The sequence below is a fragment of the Undibacterium sp. RuTC16W genome (assembly GCF_049339445.1).
Lineage (GTDB): Bacteria > Pseudomonadota > Gammaproteobacteria > Burkholderiales > Burkholderiaceae_D > Undibacterium.
The window spans coordinates 119,050-141,345 of sequence record NZ_JBMPPE010000003.1 but is presented as its reverse complement, the minus strand read 5'-3'; the positions used below and the strand labels follow the sequence as shown (position 1 = coordinate 141,345).

The 22,296-nt window shown below is 49.9% G+C and carries 19 protein-coding genes; 4 read left to right on the top strand and 15 right to left on the bottom strand.

Annotated features, from left to right (window positions below):
- Positions 1-106 precede the first annotated feature (106 nt).
- Positions 107-646, top strand: a complete 540-nt coding sequence (locus ACO0K4_RS07335) for a YaeQ family protein (protein ID WP_422955978.1) — start codon at positions 107-109, stop codon at positions 644-646.
- Between the two features lie 3 nt (positions 647-649).
- Positions 650-1,405 carry a spermidine synthase gene (locus ACO0K4_RS07330; RefSeq protein ID WP_422955977.1) on the top strand — a complete coding sequence of 252 codons (756 nt, stop codon included), beginning with the start codon at positions 650-652 and terminating at the stop codon, positions 1,403-1,405.
- Between the two features lie 36 nt (positions 1,406-1,441).
- On the opposite strand, the gene ACO0K4_RS07325 is transcribed toward ACO0K4_RS07330, so the two are convergent.
- The 4 genes from ACO0K4_RS07325 to yjgA all read right to left on the bottom strand — a co-directional run bounded on the left by ACO0K4_RS07325 (position 1,442) and on the right by yjgA (position 4,541).
- Complete coding sequence (locus ACO0K4_RS07325; RefSeq protein WP_422955976.1) at positions 1,442-2,104, bottom strand: esterase/lipase family protein; 663 nt, start codon at positions 2,102-2,104, stop codon at positions 1,442-1,444.
- A 168-nt stretch (positions 2,105-2,272) separates the two neighbouring features.
- Positions 2,273-2,944 carry an alpha/beta hydrolase gene (locus tag ACO0K4_RS07320; RefSeq protein ID WP_422956275.1) on the bottom strand — a complete coding sequence of 224 codons (672 nt, stop codon included), beginning with the start codon at positions 2,942-2,944 and terminating at the stop codon, positions 2,273-2,275.
- 321 nt (positions 2,945-3,265) lie between these two features.
- Positions 3,266-3,901 carry a molybdopterin adenylyltransferase gene (mog, locus tag ACO0K4_RS07315; RefSeq protein WP_422956274.1) on the bottom strand — a complete coding sequence of 212 codons (636 nt, stop codon included), beginning with the start codon at positions 3,899-3,901 and terminating at the stop codon, positions 3,266-3,268.
- A complete protein-coding gene (yjgA, locus tag ACO0K4_RS07310) occupies positions 3,891-4,541 on the bottom strand; it encodes a ribosome biogenesis factor YjgA (protein WP_422955975.1) in 651 nt (216 codons plus the stop codon). Before yjgA ends, mog begins: the two co-directional genes overlap by 11 nt.
- Positions 4,542-4,624: 83 nt before the next feature.
- Between yjgA and pmbA the strand changes: the two genes are divergently transcribed.
- A complete protein-coding gene (pmbA, locus tag ACO0K4_RS07305) occupies positions 4,625-5,977 on the top strand; it encodes a metalloprotease PmbA (RefSeq protein ID WP_422955974.1) in 1,353 nt (450 codons plus the stop codon).
- A gap of 103 nt (positions 5,978-6,080) precedes the next feature.
- Here the strand turns inward: pmbA and ACO0K4_RS07300 are convergent, their stop codons facing one another.
- The 8 genes from ACO0K4_RS07300 to ACO0K4_RS07265 form a co-directional block, all read right to left on the bottom strand.
- Positions 6,081-6,998: a copper resistance D family protein gene (locus tag ACO0K4_RS07300; RefSeq protein ID WP_422955973.1), complete on the bottom strand. Its 918-nt coding sequence runs from the start codon at positions 6,996-6,998 to the stop codon at positions 6,081-6,083.
- A 2-nt stretch (positions 6,999-7,000) separates the two neighbouring features.
- On the bottom strand, positions 7,001-7,351 hold the full coding sequence (locus ACO0K4_RS07295) for a copper resistance CopC family protein (protein ID WP_422955972.1): 351 nt from the start codon (positions 7,349-7,351) through the stop codon (positions 7,001-7,003).
- 105 nt (positions 7,352-7,456) lie between these two features.
- A complete protein-coding gene (locus ACO0K4_RS07290) occupies positions 7,457-10,603 on the bottom strand; it encodes an efflux RND transporter permease subunit (RefSeq protein WP_422955971.1) in 3,147 nt (1,048 codons plus the stop codon).
- On the bottom strand, positions 10,600-12,183 hold the full coding sequence (locus ACO0K4_RS07285; protein WP_422955970.1) for an efflux RND transporter periplasmic adaptor subunit: 1,584 nt from the start codon (positions 12,181-12,183) through the stop codon (positions 10,600-10,602). Before ACO0K4_RS07285 ends, ACO0K4_RS07290 begins: the two co-directional genes overlap by 4 nt.
- On the bottom strand, positions 12,180-13,508 hold the full coding sequence (locus ACO0K4_RS07280; RefSeq protein ID WP_422955969.1) for a TolC family protein: 1,329 nt from the start codon (positions 13,506-13,508) through the stop codon (positions 12,180-12,182). The genes ACO0K4_RS07285 and ACO0K4_RS07280 overlap by 4 nt, the downstream gene beginning before the upstream one ends.
- Before the next feature lie 74 nt (positions 13,509-13,582).
- A complete protein-coding gene (locus ACO0K4_RS07275; protein WP_422955968.1) occupies positions 13,583-13,927 on the bottom strand; it encodes a hypothetical protein in 345 nt (114 codons plus the stop codon).
- Between the two features lie 161 nt (positions 13,928-14,088).
- Complete coding sequence (locus ACO0K4_RS07270) at positions 14,089-15,138, bottom strand: DMT family transporter (RefSeq protein WP_422955967.1); 1,050 nt, start codon at positions 15,136-15,138, stop codon at positions 14,089-14,091.
- Positions 15,139-15,203: 65 nt separating this feature from the next.
- Complete coding sequence (locus ACO0K4_RS07265) at positions 15,204-15,632, bottom strand: YybH family protein (RefSeq protein ID WP_422955966.1); 429 nt, start codon at positions 15,630-15,632, stop codon at positions 15,204-15,206.
- A gap of 716 nt (positions 15,633-16,348) precedes the next feature.
- Between ACO0K4_RS07265 and ACO0K4_RS07260 the strand changes: the two genes are divergently transcribed.
- Positions 16,349-17,434, top strand: coding sequence for a TRAP transporter substrate-binding protein (locus ACO0K4_RS07260; protein ID WP_422955965.1), 1,086 nt, complete (start codon positions 16,349-16,351; stop codon positions 17,432-17,434).
- Positions 17,435-17,518: 84 nt separating this feature from the next.
- Here ACO0K4_RS07260 and ACO0K4_RS07255 read toward each other — a convergent pair whose 3' ends face one another.
- The 3 genes from ACO0K4_RS07255 to ACO0K4_RS07245 all read right to left on the bottom strand — a co-directional run bounded on the left by ACO0K4_RS07255 (position 17,519) and on the right by ACO0K4_RS07245 (position 22,280).
- Positions 17,519-18,028: a lipocalin family protein gene (locus ACO0K4_RS07255; protein WP_422955964.1), complete on the bottom strand. Its 510-nt coding sequence runs from the start codon at positions 18,026-18,028 to the stop codon at positions 17,519-17,521.
- Between the two features lie 38 nt (positions 18,029-18,066).
- On the bottom strand, positions 18,067-20,343 hold the full coding sequence (locus tag ACO0K4_RS07250; RefSeq protein WP_422955963.1) for a sensor histidine kinase: 2,277 nt from the start codon (positions 20,341-20,343) through the stop codon (positions 18,067-18,069).
- 269 nt (positions 20,344-20,612) lie between these two features.
- Positions 20,613-22,280: a TRAP transporter large permease gene (locus ACO0K4_RS07245; protein WP_422955962.1), complete on the bottom strand. Its 1,668-nt coding sequence runs from the start codon at positions 22,278-22,280 to the stop codon at positions 20,613-20,615.
- Between the last annotated feature and the right edge of the window lie 16 nt (positions 22,281-22,296).

The window sequence follows — 22,296 nt, the reverse complement described above, 5'->3', positions numbered from 1 at the left end:
CGTAGTCCTGTCAATAATGCTGTTTTTTCGATGCGCATACTTTGTTGCGTATCACTACCGGGGTGGTCTCCACCTCTTTTGTTTTTTCTAATAAAGTAGAAGTTGCATGGCACTCAAATCCACCATTTATAAAGCTGATCTGAATATCTCTGACATGGACCGCGGCTATTACGCGGATCACAGTCTGACGATTGCCCGTCATCCCTCCGAGACAGACGAACGCATGATGATACGGGTACTGGCGTTTGCTATCCACGCGAGTGAAAAACTTAGCTTTGGCAAAGGGATCTCCGATACCGAAGAACCGGATCTCTGGGAAAAAGATTACACCGATGCGATTCAGTTGTGGGTCGAAGTCGGGCAGCCTGACGATCGTCGTCTGCTCAAAGCCTGTGGCCGTTCCGAGAAGGTACTGGCGTACAGCTATGCCAGCACTAGCGATATCTGGTGGAAGCAAATGAACAGTCGCCTTGATCGCGCAAAAAATCTGCGCGTGATGAATGTGCCTGCCGCAGCCAGTCAGGCATTGGCAAAAATGGCGCAGCGAAATATGCAGCTTCAATGCACGATCCAGGATGCACAGATATGGATGACAGCAGGCGAGGACTCGGTACAGATCGATCTGGAAACGTTCAAGGCTGACTAAGTCATGCCGGATCGCATGATGCAATTTCCACCAGTGACCACGTCGGAAGACGATGGTGTACGCTTTTTGCATCTGGGTACACCGATGGTGCAGGGGGCAATGCGCTTGCGTAAGCCGGATGCGATTGAGCTCGAATATGTGCAGAACATGATGGTCTGGATGTTGTTTCAGCACACTCCTGCACATGTCGTGCAGCTTGGTCTGGGTTCGGCAGCGCTGACCAAATTCTGCTACCGCCAGTTCACGCAAAGCAAGGTCACTGCCGTTGAATTGAATCCTGCTGTCATCGCAATATGCGAAACCATGTTCGCATTGCCGCAGAATGACAACAGACTGCGCGTATTGAATGCAGACGCGATGGACTTTGTACTGGATCAGGCGCATCACGATTGCATCGACATTCTGCAGGTCGATTTGTATGATGAAATTGCGAATGGTCCCGTACTCGATAGCCCGGAGTTTTATCAGGCATGTTTCGATTGCATGACGCCGGACGGCATCATGACGACCAATGTATTTGGTGACTATGCGAGTTACGAAAAAAATATTCAGACCATGGAGCTAATATTCGACGCCGTCGTCTGGCTACCCGCTGTCGATGAAGAGAATTTGGTCGTTATCGCTTTTAAAAGCGCCCCACAAATAGATTTCAGTGACCTCTACGAGCGCGCAGGCCAGATCAAGAAAAAATACAATCTACGCGCCAAGGTATGGGTCGATGGGCTAAAGCAGTGGATGAAACTACATATGACTGAATAAACGGCGCAATGTTTCGTTGGTGCGCTGATGCACTGATCAGGCAGGGCTGACCGGATGTAAATGCGCAATCAGCGCCTCGCTCACCAGACGATTGGACGGCATCAAGGTATGCATGACGGATAGCAGAATTTCTTTCTCTGCCCACGGCGCATAGGCTTCTGAAATCGAGACCACGCCGTCGTTATCTTCATCGCCAAACGGACTATATTTACCCTTAATACCTTTATTGCCGACGATGGCGATGGTCGGTACGCTGACGGCGCCAATGGCAGACATGCGCTCTGGATTTGACAGCAATTGCCCGCAGTCGCCACTGATCAGTTGAAACGGCAGGAGATTGCGGATGCGACCGGCGACCCGTGATGCCGTGACTGGCGAACCTAGCAGAAATAATTGCCGGGGCTGACGTGTTCCCTCAGGTAGTGCATTGAGTGCGGCGCGTAACAGGACACCGCCGAGCGAGTGTCCAATCACGATGTAGTCACCTTTGGCGGCGATTGCGCTGATCTGCCTGATGAGCCGGTCTTTTATCGTCGCAAAACTTTCCAGGGCAACGAAGTAATGAAAGCCATACGTCTGCAAGCCGTGGTCGCGCAATCGTGACAGCAAGGGAAATGCAGACAAGGGCGTGCGTCCCATGCCGTGGACAAACAGGGCTTGTAAGGGCTTGCCGACTGGTTTGTTCTCTGATGGGGTCATAGACTTGTATTCTGTACATATAAAAAAGCGGGAGTATATGTAAAAACATACCGATTCCCGCAATTTTTATCTAGGTATTTAAAAATACTCTATCGGAGTATAGGTATTGTCCGAGATGCCGGCATCTGCCTTGTATGCAGCTAACCATTCAGATAATCATTCAGCGAATCATGCGCTTAAGACCTTCTTTAACCACGCGCTGATATCGTCGATTTCTTCCTGACAGACCGAGTGTTGCATCATGTATTCATGCCATTCGACCGGATAGCCCAGGGTCTTGAGCAGATCCCGTGATTGTTCGGCGCGGTCAATGTGAATCACCGGATCAGCGCGACCATGCGCAAGGTAAATCGGTGTGTGCTGGTTGGCGGCATGGCGCTCGCTGGCCACCACATCGCGCAGAGGAACATAACCAGACAGGCACAGCAGACCGGCAAGTTTTTCGGGATAACGCAATCCGGTTTGTAGTGTCATCGCGCAGCCTTGTGAAAAGCCTGCGAGGAGGATGCGGTTCGCCGGAATGCCACGGTTTTTTTCACGCTCGATCAATTGTTCTACGGCGACCTGAGAACTGCGCAAACCTTTTTCATCTTCGCGCCGGGCGATGTCTGTGCCAAGAATGTCGTACCAGGCGCGCATCACATAGCCACCGTTGATCGTCACTGGCATGGTCGGTGCGTTCGGGAACACAAAGCGGATCGCCGGACAGCCTTTGAGATTAAGCTCTTTGACGATAGGCACAAAATCATTGGCATCGGCACCGAGGCCATGCATCCAGATAATGGCGACAGTCGGGTTCGGTGCGCTTTCGAGTTCTATGGTGTCGAGTAGTTGGCTCATGTTGGACTTTGACGTAGGTTTGTTGAGGGGACGTTGTTTGATTTTGCCTGAACCAGACGTGTTTGTCTGCGCATCAGCCGTGAAGGCGAGGGTAGCGCCGGCACCGGCGCCAACACTGCCCAAGGCTAGAGCGGCAAGCCAGCGTCGTCTGGCTAGATTAAGACTGGTTTTGTTTCTCATGAACGTATCAGACTTAGTGCTGGTTGCATGGCGGTAGGGCGAGAGAATGGTCGGAGCGCAAAATTGACATCAGATAGCAGGATCAGATAGCAGGATCAGATAGCAGGATCAGATAGTCGTATCGGATAGCCGCATCCGGCATCAAGACTTGACGCGAATCGCTGATTTCGGACGAAACGCTTTGCACACCGCTTCATGTGTTTCGATATACGGGCCGCCAATCAGATCGATGCAGTAAGGAACCGCAGCAAAGATGCCGGACATCAGTTGCTTGCCATCGGCGTCTTTTAATCCTTCCAGCGTTTCTTTGATCGATTTTGGCTGACCTGGCAAATTCAGTATCAATGCCGCATGTTCGTCTGTCTCGCGTATCACCGCGACCTGACGTGACAAAATCGCCGTCGGCACGAATTGCAAGCTGATCTGACGCATCTGTTCGCCAAAACCCGGCATCTCTTTGCTTGCTACTGCGAGCGTCGCTTCCGGCGTAACATCACGACGCGACGGACCGGTGCCGCCAGTGGTGATCACCAGATGGCATTGTGCCTGGTCGACCAGCTCAATCAAGGCTTGCTCTATCGCGGCGCGTTCATCGGGAATCAGGCGGGTTTCCATGCTCCATGAACTGCTTAGCGCCTGTCCAAACCAGTCTTGCAGGGCTGGTAAGCCCTGATCTTGATAAATACCTGCCGAGGCGCGGTCAGAAATCGATACCAGACCAATTTTCAGATGATCTGGTCCATGACCATCCGCGCTGCTGCCGGAATCAGTCTTCATGCTGCTCGTGATCGCCGTCAACATCGTCAAACTCTTCTTCGTCATCGGCATCGTCAGTGTCGCCAGCATCACCAGCGGCTTTTTTCTGCGCGGCACGCTGGGCGACCTGAATTTCTTTCAGAATCTGAAAAATCTCACGATAGGCTTTTGGTGGCTTGTTCTCGGCTTGCTCTTTACGTGCATTGCGAATCAATGTGCGCAGATGCTGTACGTCGAGTTCTGGATTTTGCTCTAGCAGCTCGGTCAGGGCTTTATCATCTGTCAGCAACTTCTCGCGCTTGCGCTCCAGCGCATGCATGGCAGCCGTGTCGGATTTGGACTTACCTTTCCAGCTATCGATGGTTTTCTGGATCAGCGCGACTTCGGCTTCATCCAGAGTGCGCATTTTTTTACCGACAAACTGCAACTGGCGGCGACGGCCTTCGTGATCCTTGATCGTCTGGCATTCGAGAATCGCATCGCGCACATCTTCAGGCATCGGTACGCGTTTAACGCGGTCACGTGGCTGATCGATTAATTCTTGCCCGAGTTTTTGCAATGCATCGCTCTCGCGTTTGAGCTGGGATTTGGACGGGCGTTCGTATTCTGGCTCGAATTCGCTGGATTGGTAGCCGCACGAGCCTCTATTTGGATTTGGCATAATGTATGCGCCTTTATTCTATAAACTAATGAAACGGCTGCTATGATACCCTTTTTATCTTCGACTCCAAAGAAACCCAGCCTATGAGCAAGCCAGTTTTTACCCATACGCAAGATCAATTAAAGCAAATTGCACAAGATGTTTTGCGCTTTTCCCGCGAAAAAGGGGCTTCTGACGCCGCAGTCGAGATTAGCGAAGGTGGCGGTTTGTCGATCAGTGTACGTAAAGGCAAGGTCGAAACCATCGAGCAAAATCGCGACAAGGGCATTGGTGTGACGGTGTATATCGGGCAAAAACGCGGCAACGCGAGTACCTCCGATTTTTCCAGCGCATCGCTGCAAGCCACCGTCGATGCGGCTTACAACATCGCTCGCTTCACTGCTGAGGATGATTGCGCAGGGTTGCCCGAGGCAGACTTGCTAGAAAAACATCCGCAAGATTTAAAGCTCTGCTATCCCTGGCTGATCAGCGCCGAAGAAGCGATCGACCTCGCTGCCCGCACCGAGGCAGCAGCTTTTGCAGTGGATAAGCGGATTACGAATAGCGAAGGTGCCGGCGTCTATGCGCAGCAATCGCATTTCGTCGCAGCGAATTCACGCGGCTTCATGGGCGGCTACCCTTTTTCACGTCACACGATCTCAGTTGCACCGATTGCCGGTAAAGGCGCACGGATGCAGCGTGACGACTGGTATTCATCGCAACGCAATGCAAAAAAACTCGCATCGCCAGAAACGATAGGACGGTATGCTGCGGAGCGTGCTCTGGCACGCCTGAATGCACGTAAGCTCGATACGCGTAAGTGTCCTGTCCTGTTTGAGGCTCCTCTGGCGGCAGGCTTGCTCGGTACCTTTGTGCAGGCGGTTTCCGGCGGCGCCCTATATCGTAAATCGACGTTTTTGCTGGATAGCCTGGGGACACAGGTGTTCCCCTCACACATCGAAATTACCGAAGACCCGCATGTCATCGGCGCGGTGGGCTCGTCACCGTTTGATGATGAAGGCGTCAAGACGCAACGTCGCGATGTCGTGAAGAACGGTATCGTGCAAGGATATTTTTTATCAACCTATTCAGCCCGCAAGCTGGGAATGAAAACCACGGGTAATGCAGGCGGTTCGCATAATTTGTCGATGACATCGGCACTCACCCAGCGTAGTGATAACTTCAAAGCCATGCTGAAAAAAATGGGCACAGGCTTGCTCGTCACAGAACTGATGGGCGAGGGCGTGAATTATGTGACCGGCGATTACTCACGCGGTGCCTCCGGTTATTGGGTGGAGAACGGCGTGATTCAGTATCCGGTCGAAGAGATTACGATTGCCGGCAATATGCGCGACATGTTCCAGCAAATCGTCGCGATCGGTGCCGATACGCTGACACGCGGCACCAAACAAACTGGATCGATTTTGATCGAAAGCATGATGGTTGCCGGGAATTAGGTTCACTTCCGGCGCTATAAAAAAATAAAAACCGCTCACCACAGAGGTATGTGGAGACAGAGAAAAAGCAAGAGTTGAAACAGAACTATGCTTGTCTATCTGACTAAGCCAACGTGGTGGGGCCAGTGATCGTCGTAAAGCTTGCCGTGATCAATAAAATGATTCCGGCAACGATTATTTCCATCACAATGGATCGCCGCAATTGCGTAATGGCGCTTCGCTCACCACGCCGTAACTGAGGCGTCAGCTGGAATTTATTCCTAGCCGCGAGACCTAGCAATACCGACACGGAGATTAATTTTAGTAGTATCAATTGACCATACTCAGCTTGCCAGGCTTTTGCAGAAAACCCCTGTAGCAGGCACAACAAACTTATGCCGGCGAGTAGCAGAGTGCCGACGATGATTACGGCAAGCTTGCCAAACTGGTGGGTGATTGCCGCGACCTTGAATGTATGATGGTCATACGTAATGTGAAATAGTGGCCATAATGCGCCTACCCAAAAACTCACTGCCAGCAAATGCAACGTAACGAGTAATTGCGCCACTAGTCTGGTTGCCCCGTCTAATTCATGTACATGCCCTACTGTACTAAATGATACGGATATCAGAATGGCGGATAGCAATGGCACAGCAGGGTGTATCTTTCGTTCTCCGGCGTATGTCCATATTGCCAGCAAAAACAAGCTGGGCAAACGCAAGCTCAGGGCCAGTCCTTCCTTGGATCCCAGTACCATCTTCAGAAATTGAACATCCCACATGCCTCTGAGATCATCACTCAGCATACCGCTCATCATAAAAATCCGGGCGATTGAAAGTGCCGCAGCAATGAGCGCCATGACGCTAGTAAAGCGTTTCATGGTTTTTACTTCAGCCGCATCCAGGTAAGCAGCAAAAATCATCAAAAAAAATACGCCTCCGCTTACTGTCAGGCAGGTGGCATAGGTCATGACCTTGATCAGGATAGTGCAGATTTGCCATCCATCGATGCTGGCGAATAAATGCAGGAGCGGGGAATCCAATTTTATTTTCCGGTGACAGTAAACATGATGCTTCCTTTCATGGCGTGGCCATCATCAGACAACGTACTCCATGTGACAACGTACTTCCCCGAAGTTAAAGCCGGTAGTGGAACAGAGAAGGCTTTTGCGCTTTGTCCATTGTCTATAGTCAGCGGGATGCTCTCCTGACCTTTAAGCAATTTCAACATAGCTAACCTGGTCGGATGCCCAAAATTCAGCTGGATCGTTTTTGGTGCCACAGAAAGTATGGCGTTGTTAGCAGGTGAGGTGCTTTCCAGCATTGCATGGGCATGGGCGTGCCCTGAATTCATCAGACAAGCAGTAGCGATGACGATCAATATGCGCTGTATCATTTTTTACTCCATTCATTTTTTTGTGATTTATTTTACGGTCAGTCATGTGTGTCTTCCAGAGTCTCATCCCAAGAAGCGAGTGAGTCACTTCAGACAGGTCATGTGTCAATCATTCACTTGCTTGTGGTCGCTTACCTGCCGTCTTCGCAATAACAAATACACCGCGGGTACTACAAACATCGATAATAAAGGGGCGGTGATCATGCCACCGACCATCGGCGCTGCAATACGTTTCATGACTTCTGACCCTGTCCCTTCACCCGGCATGATCGGTACCAGGCCCGCAATTATCACGGCAACGGTCATGGCCTTAGGACGTACCCGTAAGACCGCGCCTTCACGAATAGCATCTAATAGATCCTGCTGACTATGCTGTCCGGCTTTGAGGCGATCATCCCATGCGTGCTTCAGATATAAAAGCATAATGACGCCGAATTCTGCAGAGACACCAGCCAGTGCAATAAAGCCGACGCCACTCGCTACCGATAAGTGATGGCCTAATAACCATAACAACCAGATACCGCCAGCCAGCGCAAATGGTAAGGTCGCCATAATCAGCACTGCTTCATCAACCCGTTTGAACGTCAGGTAAAGCAACACAAAAATAATTAGTAAAGTCGCAGGCACGACTATTTTTAACTTGGCAGTTGCCCGCTCCAGATATTCAAATTGTCCTGACCAGGCGATGGAATATCCGGCGGGTAATTTAACTTCTCTGGTGACAATTTCCTGCATTTCATGGACGGCGGAACTCAGATCGCGGTCACGGATATCGACGTAGACCCAACCGGACAGCCGTGCATTCTCACTCTTCAACATCGGCGGCCCGTCATTGACGCGGATATCAGCAACGTCCCCCAGGTGTATTTGCGCACCACGCTCTGTTAATACCGGTAATTGACGCAATTTCTCGACCGAATCACGCACTTCACGAGGGTAGCGCACATTGATCGGAAAGCGCTGCAAGCCCTCAACTGTTTCACCAATATTGTCTCCGCCGATGGCAGCCGATACGATACTTTGTACTTCCGTGATAGTCATGCCGTAGCGTGCGGCAGCATCCCGATTGATATTGATGTCGATATAACGACCACCGTTCAAACGTTCTGCCAGGGCTGACGACACGCCAGGTACATTCTTGATGACACGCTCGATGTCACCTGTAATTCGATCAATTTCTTTCAGGCTGGCTCCGGCAACTTTGACGCCAACCGGGCTTTTAATCCCGGTCGCCAACATGTCGATACGGTTGCGGATAGGCTGTACCCAGATATTCGACAGCCCAGGTATTTTGACGATGCGATCCAGCTCCCCGATTAACTTATCCGTTGTCATTCCAGTACGCCATTGCTCGCGTGGCTTGAATTGTATGGTCGTTTCAAACATCTCCAGTGGTGCGGGATCTGTCGCTGATTCAGCACGTCCTGCTTTACCAAAGACACTGAGAACCTCAGGAACAGTCTTGATTAGGCGATCGGTTTGTTGCAGTAGTTCAGACACCTTGCCAGCACCAATTCCCGGGAGAGCGGATGGCATATACAACAAATCTCCCTCATCCATCGGCGGCATGAATTCGCCTCCCAGCTGCGTTATTGGCCATACCGTGACGACTGCAATCAAGGCTGCAATGACCAGGGTTACTTTGGGAAAGCGCAGAACCGCTTCCAGCAAAGGACGATATAAGGTAGTGAGAAGGCGATTCAGGGGATTCCTTTGTTCATCTGGTATCTTCCCGCGGATCAGGTAGCCCATGAGTACCGGGATCAATGTCACTGCCAATCCTGCAGCGGCGGCCATCGCATAGGTTTTGGTAAAAGCGAGTGGGGCAAATAAGCGTCCCTCCTGAGCCTCCAGTGTAAATACCGGAATAAACGATAAGACGATAATCAGCAGAGAGAAGAATAAAGCAGGTCCCACCTCTGCCGCTGCATTGCCGATCACATGCCAATGTTCTTCGCCCGAGAGTTTTTCGTCGGGGTGGGCGTGATGCCAGGCTTCGATATGTTTGTGGGCATTTTCTATCATCACTACGGCCGCATCCACCATGGCCCCTACGGCAATCGCAATACCGCCCAGCGACATGATATTGGCGTTCACTCCCTGGTAATACATGATGGTAAAGGCAATCAAAATACCTGCCGGTAAGGTGATAATGGCAACCAGCGCCGAGCGCAAATGGAACAGAAAGGCCGCACAGACAATAGCGACGACAATGAATTCCTCAATTAACTTCTCTTGCAGATTTGTAACGGCACGCTTGATCAGGTGTGAGCGATCATAGGTTGTCACGATCTCCACCCCTGGAGGAAGGCTGCTTTTTAGTTGATCGAGTTTTGCTTTGACTGCGTCAATAGTCGCCAGGGCGTTTTTGCCAGAGCGCATGACGATGACGCCTCCGGCGACTTCGCCTTCACCGTTGAGATCTGCAATGCCACGCCTCATTTCCGGTCCGATCTGAATACGTGCGACATCACCCAGTTTTACGGATACACCTGCTTCTGTCGTTGTCAAAGGAATTTTTCGAAAGTCGTCGAGAGAGGCAAGATAGCCCGAGGCGCGTACCATGTATTCTGCCTCACCTAGTTCCAATACCGAGCCACCGGTTTCCTGATTTGATTTTTGTATTGCATCGATCACTTTGCCATGCGTGATGTTGTAGGCACGCAGCTTGTCAGGATCAAGCTGAATCTGGTATTGCCGTACCATGCCGCCAATACTTGCTACCTCGGAGACGTTTGCAACCGATTTCAATTCATACTTTAGGAACCAGTCCTGGAAGGCGCGCAACTGTGACAAATCCATCTTGCCGCTGCGATCGACCAGTGCATATTCATAAACCCAACCCACGCCCGTGGCGTCGGGGCCGAGTGAGGTTTTTGCCTGAGGCGGTAAGCGTGACTGCACCTGATTGAGGTACTCTAAAACACGTGAACGTGCCCAGTACAGATCCGTCCCATCTTCAAACAGGACATACACAAATGAATCACCAAAAAAAGAATATCCCCTTACGGTTTTAGCTCCCGGCACCGATAGCATAGTAGTCGTCAGCGGATAAGTAATCTGATTTTCAACGATTTGCGGCGCTTGTCCGGGATAGCTGGTACGGATGATGACTTGTGTATCGGATAAATCAGGAATCGCATCGAGTGGTGTGTGAGACAACGACCAGATACCCCATAGCGTCATCATCAAGGTAGCCAGCAAGACCAGAAAACGGTTGCTGATCGACCAGCGAATGAGTTTGGCGATCATTTTTTACCTCGCGATGATTTTTTCGATTCTGCCGACGGTATTGCCGTCGTATTTTTGGCGGCAGGTGCAGCAGCGTCTGCCAGCGGTGAGATCGCAACGATCTGATAAGTACCGCTTTTGATTTCAGAGATGTCAAAATTGACGTTGTCACCTACTGCGATATTGCGAGGTAAACCCGTAGCGGGCAGCACAAAGTCCATCGTCATGGCTTCCCACTGTAGGCTCATCATTGGCCCGTGCGACAGTGTAATCACATCTTTGCTGATTTTTTCTACTTTGCCGTTGCCATGATGAATGTTCGCTGGCACTTTCGTCTCCATAGCAGGTATCGGGTTCGACGGTACGTCCCCCATCCGCGTTGCTGTTCCCTTTAGACTGGCTTCTGAGTCAATCAGGAATTGACCGGAGATCACTACCTTTTGACCAGACTCTAATCCATTGCGGATTTCGGTCTGACCATGAGCCTCTTGTCCTGCCTCAATTGTGACCGGCAGATAGTGGCCTTCACTTTGCATCACCATCACAACGGAACGTGTCCCTGTCTGAATAATAGCCTCGGTCGGTATCAGCAGAACTTCTTTACCAGAGTCCGTGCTGAAGCTCAGTGTAGCGAACATTCCTGGCACTAACTGGCCGCCGGGGTTCGTTAATTCAACCCGGGCTTTTAACGTCCGTGTCGTTAGGTCTACCTGAGGCAGGATGGCGCTGAGTTTGCCTTTAAAGACCGTGCCCGGTAAGGACGGCGTGCGTGCTTCGACAGCAATACCTGTGCGCACCTGGGCGCTGAGGCTTTCAGGAATGTCGGCGTTGACCCAGATACTGCTCAGACCATTGATGCGAAACAAGGGTGCGCCAGTCATTACCGTCGAGCCTTCGCGTGCGGAAAGTTCTGCGATGACACCACTGATTGGTGCGGTAATAGCGATACGCGGGTATAGTTTGCCACTGACTTCGACGAGCTGGATTTGTTCATCACTCATGCCGGCAAGACGCATGCGTTGTTTTGCGCCGTCTAGCAATCCGCTGATGACGGAGGATGGCATCCGTTTCACGGTGAGAAATTCTTCCTGGGCGGCGACCCAGTCCGGAACATAGAGTTCAGCCAGAACCTGTCCTTTTTTGACCGGATCCAGTGGCGCACGGACATACAGTTTTTCAATAAAGCCATTGCTACGAGCCTGCACCAGTGCGACGTCGCGTTCGTTGTAGGCCACGCTACCCACTGCCACTATCGCCGATGACAATTTTCCTTTGGTGACTTCAGCGGTGCGAATGCCTAAATTCTGCTGAACACGGGGACTGATACTGATAGCGCTGTCATCACCTTCATCCGCATAGACAGGCACTAATTGCATATCCATAAAGGGTGATTTGCCCGGTTTATCGAATTTCTGTGCTGGCACCATAGGGTCATGCCAGTACAGCACTTTTTTGTCGCCGGTAACGCTGCCAGCACTGGCACTGGCGGGAGCTGAGGAAGCTTGTATTCCCTGTGCTATTCCAAGCCGATAGAGTCCATAACCGCTGCTTGCTAGCACGCCTGCAGCAATGAGAAACAGGAGGATGTGCTTGTGCTTCATGGTTGGTCCTTGCTCAGGGATGAGGTCATATCGTTGCTTTGCACGTCGACAGGAAATAGAAAATTAAGTTGTGCCCACAAACGTGCCGTATCCGCCTGTAGTTGCAAAAGTTGAAGCCGGATATCGACTTCAGCGCGGCGGGCAGCCAGTAGTTCCGTTAAGCTGGATTTGCCGCCACGATAGGCAGCAATAAGTGCCTGCGTGCGCTCTTGTGCTAGCGGTATCAATTCTTTTTCATAGCGGATTGCACGTTCACGGTTGGTTTGCCATTCATCGACCGTTGTTCTTGTTTCTGCAACGTGGGCGCGTAGCTGTTCATCGCGCTCAGCTTTGGTTTGCTCGGCCATCGCAAGCTTGGCTGATAACTCCCGGTTCTGGCGATTCTTCTGATCCCATTGGAAAGGGAGTGATAAACCAATAGAGATCATGTTCGAATAGGCAGGTCCCCGCTGCTGGAATGCGATTTCGACAGACCAGTCAGACTTCTTGTTTGCTTCAGCCAGTTTAACCTCAGCGTCGGCGATATCGGTCTGCCTGCTCAGCATGGCGATCTGAGGATGATGTGCTAATGTTGTCTCTAGTGATGCCAGGTCAAGACGGATGGTGTCGATGGCTGGTATGTCACCTAAAGCGACATCAGAGGGCAAGCCGGTCCAGCGAGATAACATCGTCTTCGCATTACGTAGCTTGCGCTGGATTTCGCTGGTGCGATCGTCCAATAGACTTAATGCACTACGGGCGACAAAGATATCTGCCTGACTGCCGCGGCCTGCGCGGTAGCTGCCTTCAGCTGCGTCGATTTCAATCCTGGCCTGCCCCCCTTGTTCTGCTACCAGATCCGCGATGCGTTCCGCGTAGTATCTGTCGAGCCAGGCAATGGCGGTATCGCGCTGAATAGTTGCGATGAGGGTATTTTTTTCTGCGACGGATTTATCGGCAGCCCGCTCAAAACGCGCAGCGCGCCATTGTCGTTTATCACTATCAGTGAATTCTTGCATAACACCGACACGGCGCATCGTCATGAAATCACTGGTCAGGCTGCCGCGATCAGGGCCATTGATAGGCAGATTGTCGATACCTACTTTGAGCACCGGATCGGCAAGTTGTCCGGTCGCCACCGCCATCTCACGCGAGGCAACAATTGCCTGATTTTGGGCGACGATCTGCCGGGACCGGGCAACAGCGAGTTGCTGTGCTTGCCCCAAACTTAAGGGTGACTCCATGGCCAGGGCAGAGAGCGACGATAAAACGAGTAGTCCTGTTACAAAGGCTCTACCAACAGGGAAGGGCCGCACACCATATGGTGCGGAGAGGGGAACTAACATGAAACCTCCAGACGACAGTCAATAACAGCATGCGTCAACGTAATGTGACGGCGGTAGATGAAAGGGACCGGAAGTTAAATACGGAAACAGCAGTGACGAATCGCGATGGGTGGTGCCGTGCTACGGGTGAGAAAATTAGGAGGGCCGGAAGCGTCAAGCGAGTTCGAGGGGGCGACTACCTCATCAGCGAGGTTGACCAGTATGACGATGCCGTTACTGAGGAATGGCGGAACATCCGGCAATTGCGGTTGATCGAGAGATTGCTTACTCAATGGATCTTGAGCATGGGTATGGCACAGAGCTGGCTGATCCTTATCCATCCCTGTGCAACCCGTCATCTCCATACTGTTCATCGTCGCCGATCCCGGACATGTATAAGCCGCCAAGGATAGCTGCATAAACAGCAGGCTCCACAGCATGATACATACAGCAATGATCCGTGATGGACGGGATATTTTCATAAGGGGGAAATAGTTAATCAGATCAATTATAACGATTTCTTGTTAGAGTAGCCGTAGTTGTTGATTAATCATTTCAGTGGTAAAACTTTTTAAGCGCTGACTGAACCGTATCGACTCATTTAATGTCCGTGTCCATGATGCAGATCAGGCGTATGCGGGTGCCGGTGTACCAGTGGTTCATGTGTATGTCGATGGTTATGCGCTCCTCGCGGCATGACCTCATGCGTGTGCGTATGGTGACCGTCATCATGGGTATGAGCATGTTCATGCTCTGCATAGTCGTGTTCATGGTCATGTTCGTGTTCTTCCACCAGATGTAAAACGACACCCGCAATCATCAATAGGGCTCCGCCAATCAGTAGCGGGCTGGTTTGCCTTTCGCCGAGTCCAAATGCGATGGCCGCGCCGATGAACGGTGCAGCAGCGAATATTGAGCCCGTCCGTGCTGATCCAAACTCTCGTTGAGCCAGCAAATAAAAACGCAGGCTTAAGCCATAGCCGATACCGCCGATCAGGAACAGGCCGACTCCAGCGTAAAGCGACACAATCGTTTGCCCCAGAGCTAGCGCGATGAGTAGTGAGCAACTAGCACCTACAACCGCCTTACCAAAAATGACCTGACCCGGGTTGACATCAGCCAAAGCGCGCGACAGCGTGTTGTCAATACCCCATGCAATCGTCGCTGACATCACTGCCAGTAATCCGATCATCTGCGATGTGCCCGTATCAGATTGATCAACTACTAAAAGAGCACCGCCAGCAGACAATAAGAAGACGGCCAGTAAGACTCTCTTACCTATCTGTTCACGATATAGTAAGTACGATAGTAGAACGGTAAATACGGCCTCCAGCGTTAACATCAGTGATGCTCCTACACCATTGGTATGCTGCAATCCCCAGGCAAGCGCCGCTGGTCCTGCTACCGCACCAAACAGGGCCATCAGAAACAATCTGGGCCAATGCTGTCTTTGTAGCGATGCTTCCGTCGCCTGGTCTGAGCGTAGTAAAAAACCTGCCGTGGCAGCGCCTGCATATAACAAGGCTGCCGTCATCCATCCGCCAATGCCGACGCCGATACCTTGTACGAACGGCGTACTGGCACCGAACAGGATTGCCGCCAGTAGTGCGAATATGGCACCTTTGAGTGCAGGAAATTTTTTAAATTGCATAAGGTGATGCCAGTAAAAAAGGGAAGGGCTTAATGTGATAGCTGATTTTGAGAGAAAATCGGTATTTATTTGGACTTGCGCGATGACCAATGCAGATGCGTGATCAACCATGTATCGCCTGATTTTTGCAGAAGTGCGGTTTCAGTACCTAATATCCTGACATTTTTTCCTTTGAGCTTTGCTGTCGTTTCGGTCTCTTCCCAGATCATCGCGAACTTACCGTCAATGCGCTGACTATGCTGTAATACCTTACGCATCGATGTCTTGGCAAAAGCGATATCTTCCGGTAGATGATGTCCCGCATATTCTGCCCGTGTACGTTCAACATAACCAGATTCATAGATCGTGACATCAGGGGCAAGCAGCTCTGTGGCTTTAGCCTGATCTCCTGTGGTCAATGCCGTGTAGAAAGCCGCTAACGCTTCTTGCGGCTCGCTGGCATAGCTCAAGTTTGTCAGCAAAACTAAGATAAGCAGAGGTAATACTTTACACATGTTATTCATCTCCGGATTTGGATAAAAACCTTAGCCGAGTTTGCACTGGTGGTGATTTAGTTGGATAAGAGTTACTGCAAAGAGTATTTCACGATTTACTTAAATGGTGAGTATTTGGCCTCCTGAGCGATAGAATTTGACCAGTCACAGGCGACAGCTTAGATGAGCATAGCAAAAAAGGTTTGAATAATGACTGCTTCCTCAAAAATCAGTATCGGTCTGCACTTACGCAAAAACTCAAACGGCTTATCATAGAGATACAAAAAAGAGGCGTAAGCAGTTCTGTGATACATCGATATTAAAATGAATCCGCAAGCGGAATGCGCCTGCTGGAACGAAAATGCCTTTGGTGGCCGCATATAGCGGACGGCTTATTTGTATGGTGACAGGCAATTTGTCGTTTTTCGTAAGTCCTATTGGTCTGTTGAGTGTCGTAGTTTGCGATACGTAGAAATACGCAATGCTAAACACATAGTAATTTGTTGACCATATTCTTGTTTTCTTAAGCTATTGAATTAATTGAATTTTGTATGAATTGCCAGATAAGTATTATCAGCCAGGCCGTGAATGAAGTTGGCATTTGTTGCGTTGCAATATGGACATTGATTGCGGCTTAACGGTCACGCCCATAGAATGATTTTCGGTTTTTAATTTGCTATTCATTTGCATCTTATGGCCGGAAATTTGTCCGGAGTCCTTCTCACATTGGAGACAGCATGGAACGTCGTTCCTTTCTAAAAAAAGCAGCCGTAGGCGCATCCGTCGGAGCAGCAAGCCTGCCCGCACTCGCAGCAGATACCCCGACGCTCAACTGGCGTCTGGCATCCAGCTTCCCTAAAAGCCTGGATACGATTTTTGGCGCAGCAGAAGTGTTTTGTAATCGCGTCAAAGAATTGACCGATGGTAAATTTAATATTCGTCCCTTTGCCGGTGGTGAGATTGTGCCAGGAACACAGGTTCTGGATGCGGTACAAAATGGTACGGTAGAGATCGGCCATACTGCGTCTTACTATTATTTCGGTAAAGACCCTACATTCGCTTTTGACACTGCGGTGCCTTTTGGCCTGACCTCACGTCAGCAAACTGCGTGGATGATGCACGGTAACGGCATGAAGCTGATGCGCGAATTCTTCGCTGACTATAACGTAGTGAATTTTTTGGGCGGAAATACCGGCACGCAAATGGGCGGCTGGTTCCGTAAAGAGATCAAAACGGTTGAGGATCTCAAGGGTTTGAAATTCCGTGTTGGTGGATTCGCCGGTAAAGTCATGACCAAGCTGGGAACTGTACCGCAGCAAATCGCCGGTGGTGATATTTATCCCGCCTTGGAAAAAGGCACGATTGATGCTGCCGAATGGGTAGGTCCTTACGACGATGAAAAACTTGGTTTCTACAAAGTCGCCAAGGTTTATCACTATCCTGGCTGGTGGGAAGGCGGCGCCCAGTTGTCTTTCTATGTTGGTAAGAAAGAATGGGAGAAATTGCCAAAATTATTCCAGGCAGCGATTGAGGTAGCGAGTCTGGAAGCGCATCTGGATATGCAGGCTAAATATGATGCAAAAAATCCGGCCGCTTTGGGACGCTTGTTGCAAAACAAAATTTCACTCAAACCTTTCCCGCAACCGGTGATGGAAGCCTGTTTCAAGGCAGCGCAGGAAACTTTCACAGAAGAAGCAGCCAAGAATCCTAAATTCAAAAAAGTGTACGATGACTGGGTTGCCTTCCGCAATAATCAGGGACAATGGTTCAACGTCGCTGAGCAGTCATTTGCACGTTTTAGCCTGGCACGCGCGATGAAATAAGGCTTTGCCGGTAGTGACAAAAAAACCGCACCTGGTGTGCGGTTTTTTATTACCTGAGCGATAGCGTATCAGGTGATGTCATGCTTATTCTTGATTGACCATGATCAGTTTTGATGTATCGAATCCGAGAGATTTCGCCTTATCGAGTAAGCGTTGCTGAAGTGCCGGATCTAGTCTCGGTGTACGGGATAGTAACCAGAAATAGGACTTGTCCGGGCCGCTGACCATCGAATATTGGTAGTTCGGATCCAGATCAAATACGATGTAAGAACCATAGAACGGACCGAAAAAAGAAACTTTTAAAAATCCCTGATCTGCCTGCTGTACAAAGTAGGCTTTGCCTATGGATTCTTTCCAGACATTGTCCGCTGTATTAAAGCCACGATTGAGCACCTTTAAGCCGCCATCGTCACGCAAGCTATATTCAGCACTGACTTTGCTCAGGCCCCTCTCAAACGAATGCTCCAGTCGTGCAATTTCATACCATTTGCCAAGATATTTGCCAGTATCGAAGTGTTCAACCGGTACGACATTGTCTGGCCGTGTGACACAGGCACTAAGTAAGATACATAGCAAGAGTAAGATTTTTTTCATGAAGTAATAGTCAGTTAGGGATACAGGTACGCGTTTGCTCAGATTGCAGGAAACTCAACATAAAACGTAGAGCCGACACCGACTTCTGATTCAAAGCCGATTTTTCCGTGCATTTGTTCCACCATGGTTTTGCAGATACTGAGACCTAATCCGGTGCCGCCTTTTTTCTTGATGTTCGAGCCATCGACCTGGGAGAATTTTTGGAAAATTTTATTATAAAAATCCTTGGGAATACCACAACCCTGATCATTCACAGCGATTCTGGCAATACCATTCACTCTACTTAATGAGACACTCACAGCACCACCGGCGGTTGAAAATTTGATCGCGTTTGAGATCAGGTTAATGATGATTTGCGTGAGCCGGTCTTTGTCTACATTGATCATGGAATTTTGCTGATCGGACGAATCTGGTTCTGCGCGTAATGTCACGCCATATTGTTCGGCAAATGAGCTGCTGGCAGCGATACTATCTTGCAGAATCGGTTGTAATTCGGTAGGTCGTAGTTCAAATTTCATACTGCCGGATTCGATTTTTTCAATATCGAGAATGTCGTTGATGAGTCGTAACAAGCGCTCTGAATTGCGAGATGCAATGGCGATCAGGTCTTTGGTTTTTTCAGTCAGTGTGCCAGCTAGTCCGGCGCCGATCAGGCGCAATGCACCGTTGATTGATGTCAGCGGTGTACGTAATTCATGGCTGACGGTGGCGACGAATTCGCTCTTCATTAATTCAATTTTTTTTCTTTCGGTGATGTCAAATGTCATTGCATAAAAACCTTCGACATCGCCTGCCTGATTTTTTGCCGGTATGTAGTTGAACTGGTAAGAGTGCGGGATGCCACCCACAATACGATTACTTTCAAAACTTACCGCTTCACCACCTAGCGCTGCCTTAATGTAAGGAGAAAATTCCGTATAGCGTTCTTCCCCGTTAATCTCACGCAGAGTTTTGCCCAGTAGCTCTTCTGGCTGCGCATCGTACATCGTACTGATATAAGCATTGACAAATACATGGCGCTCATTCGCATCGATATAAGTGATGATCGAAGGTAGATTGTCTGCGATGGCTTGCAGCCTGTTTTGGGCGCTTTGCTGTCGGAGTAAGGATTGCTCCAGTTCTTGCGCTTTTCTGGCGATTTCTCTGGTCCGGAGTTCTACGGTCGATTCCAGTTTTTCATTAATATCCACAAGTGCGAGCCGGCTATTTTCCTGTGCTGCGACCATGTCGGATAAAGTGACCGATAATAAATGTGCCTCATGAAAACCATAGACGATAGGAATCGTGGAGGGCAGTTGATTTGCTGCCCGGGTTTCTACGGCAGAGCTCAGCAGATTCAGCGGTTTTGACAAGCGGCGCGACAAGAAAGAGGCCAGTGCCGCCATCACCAGTCCGAGCAGGCCACCAAGTAGCAAAATATTTTTTTGTAATTGGTATGAATTTGCCATCGCGAGTGACTCGCTCTGGCGCACTAAGACGGTCCAGTTCAGACTTGGATAATTGTTGCTCTGACCTGTTTGTGCATAGCCAATCAGATAGTCTTTACCATCGGCCCATCGTTCAGATGTCGTGCCGGTTACTTTAGATTTAATATGAGTCAGGATGCCGGGGCTGAGCTTGGTTTCCTCCATCGATTTTGGCCCTAGGATCACAGCGCCATCTTCACGGATAATCAATATTTCTACGGCATATTGGCTATCGACAGGCGCGAGCAGCTTGTGTGCTGTCTCTCTCGCCCATGCCCAGCTCAGATGAACGCCCATTACACCGCGGTAGGTACCGCTTGAGTTTGTGATGGGAATTGATACGTCGACAAATCGCCATGGCTCTACACTGTAAGGTAACTTTTTTTCTAGCAGAAGCGCCGGATGATAGTCGCCTGTGTAGAGGGATTTTTGTCCATTCTTAAACCAGGGACGCTGGCTGACATCCTGATTTTCTAACAGGCCTTGTGTTGCGACCAGTACTGAGCCTTTAGGGTCTGCCAGACCGATCCAGGCATATGAAGGAAAGGTCTTTTGCAGATTGTTCAGCAGCTTTCTTGTCTCCGTCAGATCGCGGACATCTTTTACCTGGCTGAGATTGGATAATAGTTGCACATCACCGACGGCTTTTTGCATGACCAGGTCGAGAGAGTCGCGCATTTGCCACGCTAATTGCTGCAGTCGTTGTTCCGCTTCTTTTTGCGCGTAATTAAAAGCGAAATGGCTGACCAGAAGCAGTAACGAAAAAACCGTCAGTAATACGGTCGTAAAGATGCTGATCGTCAGTAAAACTGGCAGGCGTAATAGCGGAAAAGATTTTTTGATCAACATAGAATCAGGTGATGATGCCTTAGGGTATGTTAAGTAGTTCTTACTTTTCACTATTGAGTGCATGCAAATTGCTTGCTACACCTTACGCGTGACGTCACGCCTGTGCCACTCAAATACTAATATATTCAGATGAACAGCATAGCATGTGATTGAGCACTTGCCGTGTCGATTGTGTGTCCGTTCGTTATCCATGATCTACTGCTGGCAAGGGATAAAGAAAAAACCCGCCGTAGCGGGTTTGAATATCCGATGAGACTGTGGAAGCTTTTTTATTGCGTGAACTTTGGCGTTGGGGCTTCTTCTTGTTTTTCCTCTTCCTGATTATTGGCTCCCGGCGGCAAGTTAGTTACCTCACCGTTATCAACCGGTGCCTGAATATTTAATTGCACCTCTTCTTTCATATTCGATTTTTTATCGACGGAGACAATGTTAGGGAAGGTAATAATCAGCGATACCATCACCACCTGAGCAACTACGAAAGGTACGGCACCCCAGTATATGTGTGATGTTTTGACTTCTTTCGGTGCGACCGAGCGCAGATAAAACAGGGCAAAACCGAATGGTGGATGCATGAATGATGTTTGCATATTCACGCCTAGCAAGACACCGAACCAGATCAGATCTATCCCCATTTTTTCTGCCACCGGGCCGACTAGCGGCACCAGGATGAACGCCAGTTCAAAGAAATCAAGGAAGAATGCCAGCACGAAGAACAGGATATTGACCACGATCAGGAAGCCCGTATTGCCGCCTGGCAGGGAGGTTAATAAATGCTCAACCCACAGGTCGCCATTGACACCGCGGAACACCAGCGAAAACACGGTAGAGCCAATCAGGATAAACACCACAAAGCAGGACAGGCGTGAGGTCGAATTCATTGCTTGCCTGGCCAGATCCCAGGATAGACGGCGGTTCATAATCGCCAGTACCATCGCGCCAAATGCGCCCATACCACCACCTTCAGTCGGTGTCGCAATGCCGACAAAAATAGTACCGAGTACCAGGAAGATTAATGCTAGCGGCGGGATCAGAACAAAAACCACTTGCTCAGCCATTTTGGACAACAAGCCGATTTTTAATTTGCGATTGATCAGCGCCAGAACAAACGCACCGGCAATCCCTATGCCTGCGGAATAAATACCGACTTCATCGGTTGCGGCCTCTGGATGTGTCGTTCCATAATATTTGGCAAACGTAAAACTTGCTCCGACGCTAACCATGATCAAGGCCAGCAAGGACAAGACGCCGCTGTCGCCGTTTGGCTGACGCAGATTACGCGCCTCTGGCGGCAATGCCGGTACCCATTGCGGCTTGACGATGGAGATAATCAGGATGTAAACGGCATACATTAAGGTTAGCAATAAACCCGGTGCAAAAGCGGCCTGATACATATCGCCTACAGAGCGTCCCAACTGGTCTGCCATCACGATCAGGACCAGCGAAGGCGGAATGATTTGCGCCAGTGTTCCCGAGGCTGCAATCACGCCGGAGGCAACTTTTTTATCGTAGCCATACCGCAGCATGACCGGTAAGGAAATCAAACCCATCGAGATCACCGATGCGGCAACTACACCAGTGGTCGCTGCCAGTAAGGCACCGACGAAAATCACGGCATATGCGACACCGCCGCGCAGCGGGCCGAATAACTGACCGATGGTATCGAGCAGATCCTCCGCCATACCCGAACGCTCTAAAATCAATCCCATAAAGGTAAAGAAAGGAATCGCCAGCAAGGTGTCATTCGACATAATGCCAAAAATCCGGTTCGGTAAGGCTTGCAGCAACTCAGGCTTGATCAGACCAAACTCAATTCCGAGAAAGCCAAAAAATAAACCGTTCGCCGCCAAAGAAAAAGCGACAGGAAATCCCGATAACAGAAAGATCACCAGAGTGGCGAACATGATCGGTGCCATGTTCGCAATAATAAATGCCGTCATTTGTATTGTCTCCGCT

Excerpts from the sequence above, each read along its gene's own strand:
- ACO0K4_RS07290 (WP_422955971.1), bottom strand. The coding sequence starts at position 10,603 with ATGATCGCCAAACTCATTCGCTGGTCGATCAGCAACCGTTTTCTGGTC.
- ACO0K4_RS07245 (WP_422955962.1), bottom strand. The coding sequence starts at position 22,280 with ATGACGGCATTTATTATTGCGAACATGGCACCGATCATGTTCGCCACT.
- ACO0K4_RS07320 (WP_422956275.1), bottom strand. The coding sequence starts at position 2,944 with ATGAGCCAACTACTCGACACCATAGAACTCGAAAGCGCACCGAACCCG.
- ACO0K4_RS07260 (WP_422955965.1), top strand. The coding sequence starts at position 16,349 with ATGGAACGTCGTTCCTTTCTAAAAAAAGCAGCCGTAGGCGCATCCGTC.
- ACO0K4_RS07325 (WP_422955976.1), bottom strand. The coding sequence starts at position 2,104 with ATGACCCCATCAGAGAACAAACCAGTCGGCAAGCCCTTACAAGCCCTG.
- ACO0K4_RS07295 (WP_422955972.1), bottom strand. The coding sequence starts at position 7,351 with ATGATACAGCGCATATTGATCGTCATCGCTACTGCTTGTCTGATGAAT.
- ACO0K4_RS07275 (WP_422955968.1), bottom strand. The coding sequence starts at position 13,927 with ATGCTGTGGAGCCTGCTGTTTATGCAGCTATCCTTGGCGGCTTATACA.
- ACO0K4_RS07270 (WP_422955967.1), bottom strand. The coding sequence starts at position 15,138 with ATGCAATTTAAAAAATTTCCTGCACTCAAAGGTGCCATATTCGCACTA.
- ACO0K4_RS07285 (WP_422955970.1), bottom strand. The coding sequence starts at position 12,183 with ATGAAGCACAAGCACATCCTCCTGTTTCTCATTGCTGCAGGCGTGCTA.
- ACO0K4_RS07265 (WP_422955966.1), bottom strand. The coding sequence starts at position 15,632 with ATGTGTAAAGTATTACCTCTGCTTATCTTAGTTTTGCTGACAAACTTG.
- ACO0K4_RS07330 (WP_422955977.1), top strand. The coding sequence starts at position 650 with ATGCCGGATCGCATGATGCAATTTCCACCAGTGACCACGTCGGAAGAC.
- yjgA (WP_422955975.1), bottom strand. The coding sequence starts at position 4,541 with ATGCCAAATCCAAATAGAGGCTCGTGCGGCTACCAATCCAGCGAATTC.
- ACO0K4_RS07280 (WP_422955969.1), bottom strand. The coding sequence starts at position 13,508 with ATGTTAGTTCCCCTCTCCGCACCATATGGTGTGCGGCCCTTCCCTGTT.
- ACO0K4_RS07255 (WP_422955964.1), bottom strand. The coding sequence starts at position 18,028 with ATGAAAAAAATCTTACTCTTGCTATGTATCTTACTTAGTGCCTGTGTC.
- pmbA (WP_422955974.1), top strand. The coding sequence starts at position 4,625 with ATGAGCAAGCCAGTTTTTACCCATACGCAAGATCAATTAAAGCAAATT.
- ACO0K4_RS07250 (WP_422955963.1), bottom strand. The coding sequence starts at position 20,343 with ATGTTGATCAAAAAATCTTTTCCGCTATTACGCCTGCCAGTTTTACTG.
- ACO0K4_RS07335 (WP_422955978.1), top strand. The coding sequence starts at position 107 with ATGGCACTCAAATCCACCATTTATAAAGCTGATCTGAATATCTCTGAC.
- mog (WP_422956274.1), bottom strand. The coding sequence starts at position 3,901 with ATGAAGACTGATTCCGGCAGCAGCGCGGATGGTCATGGACCAGATCAT.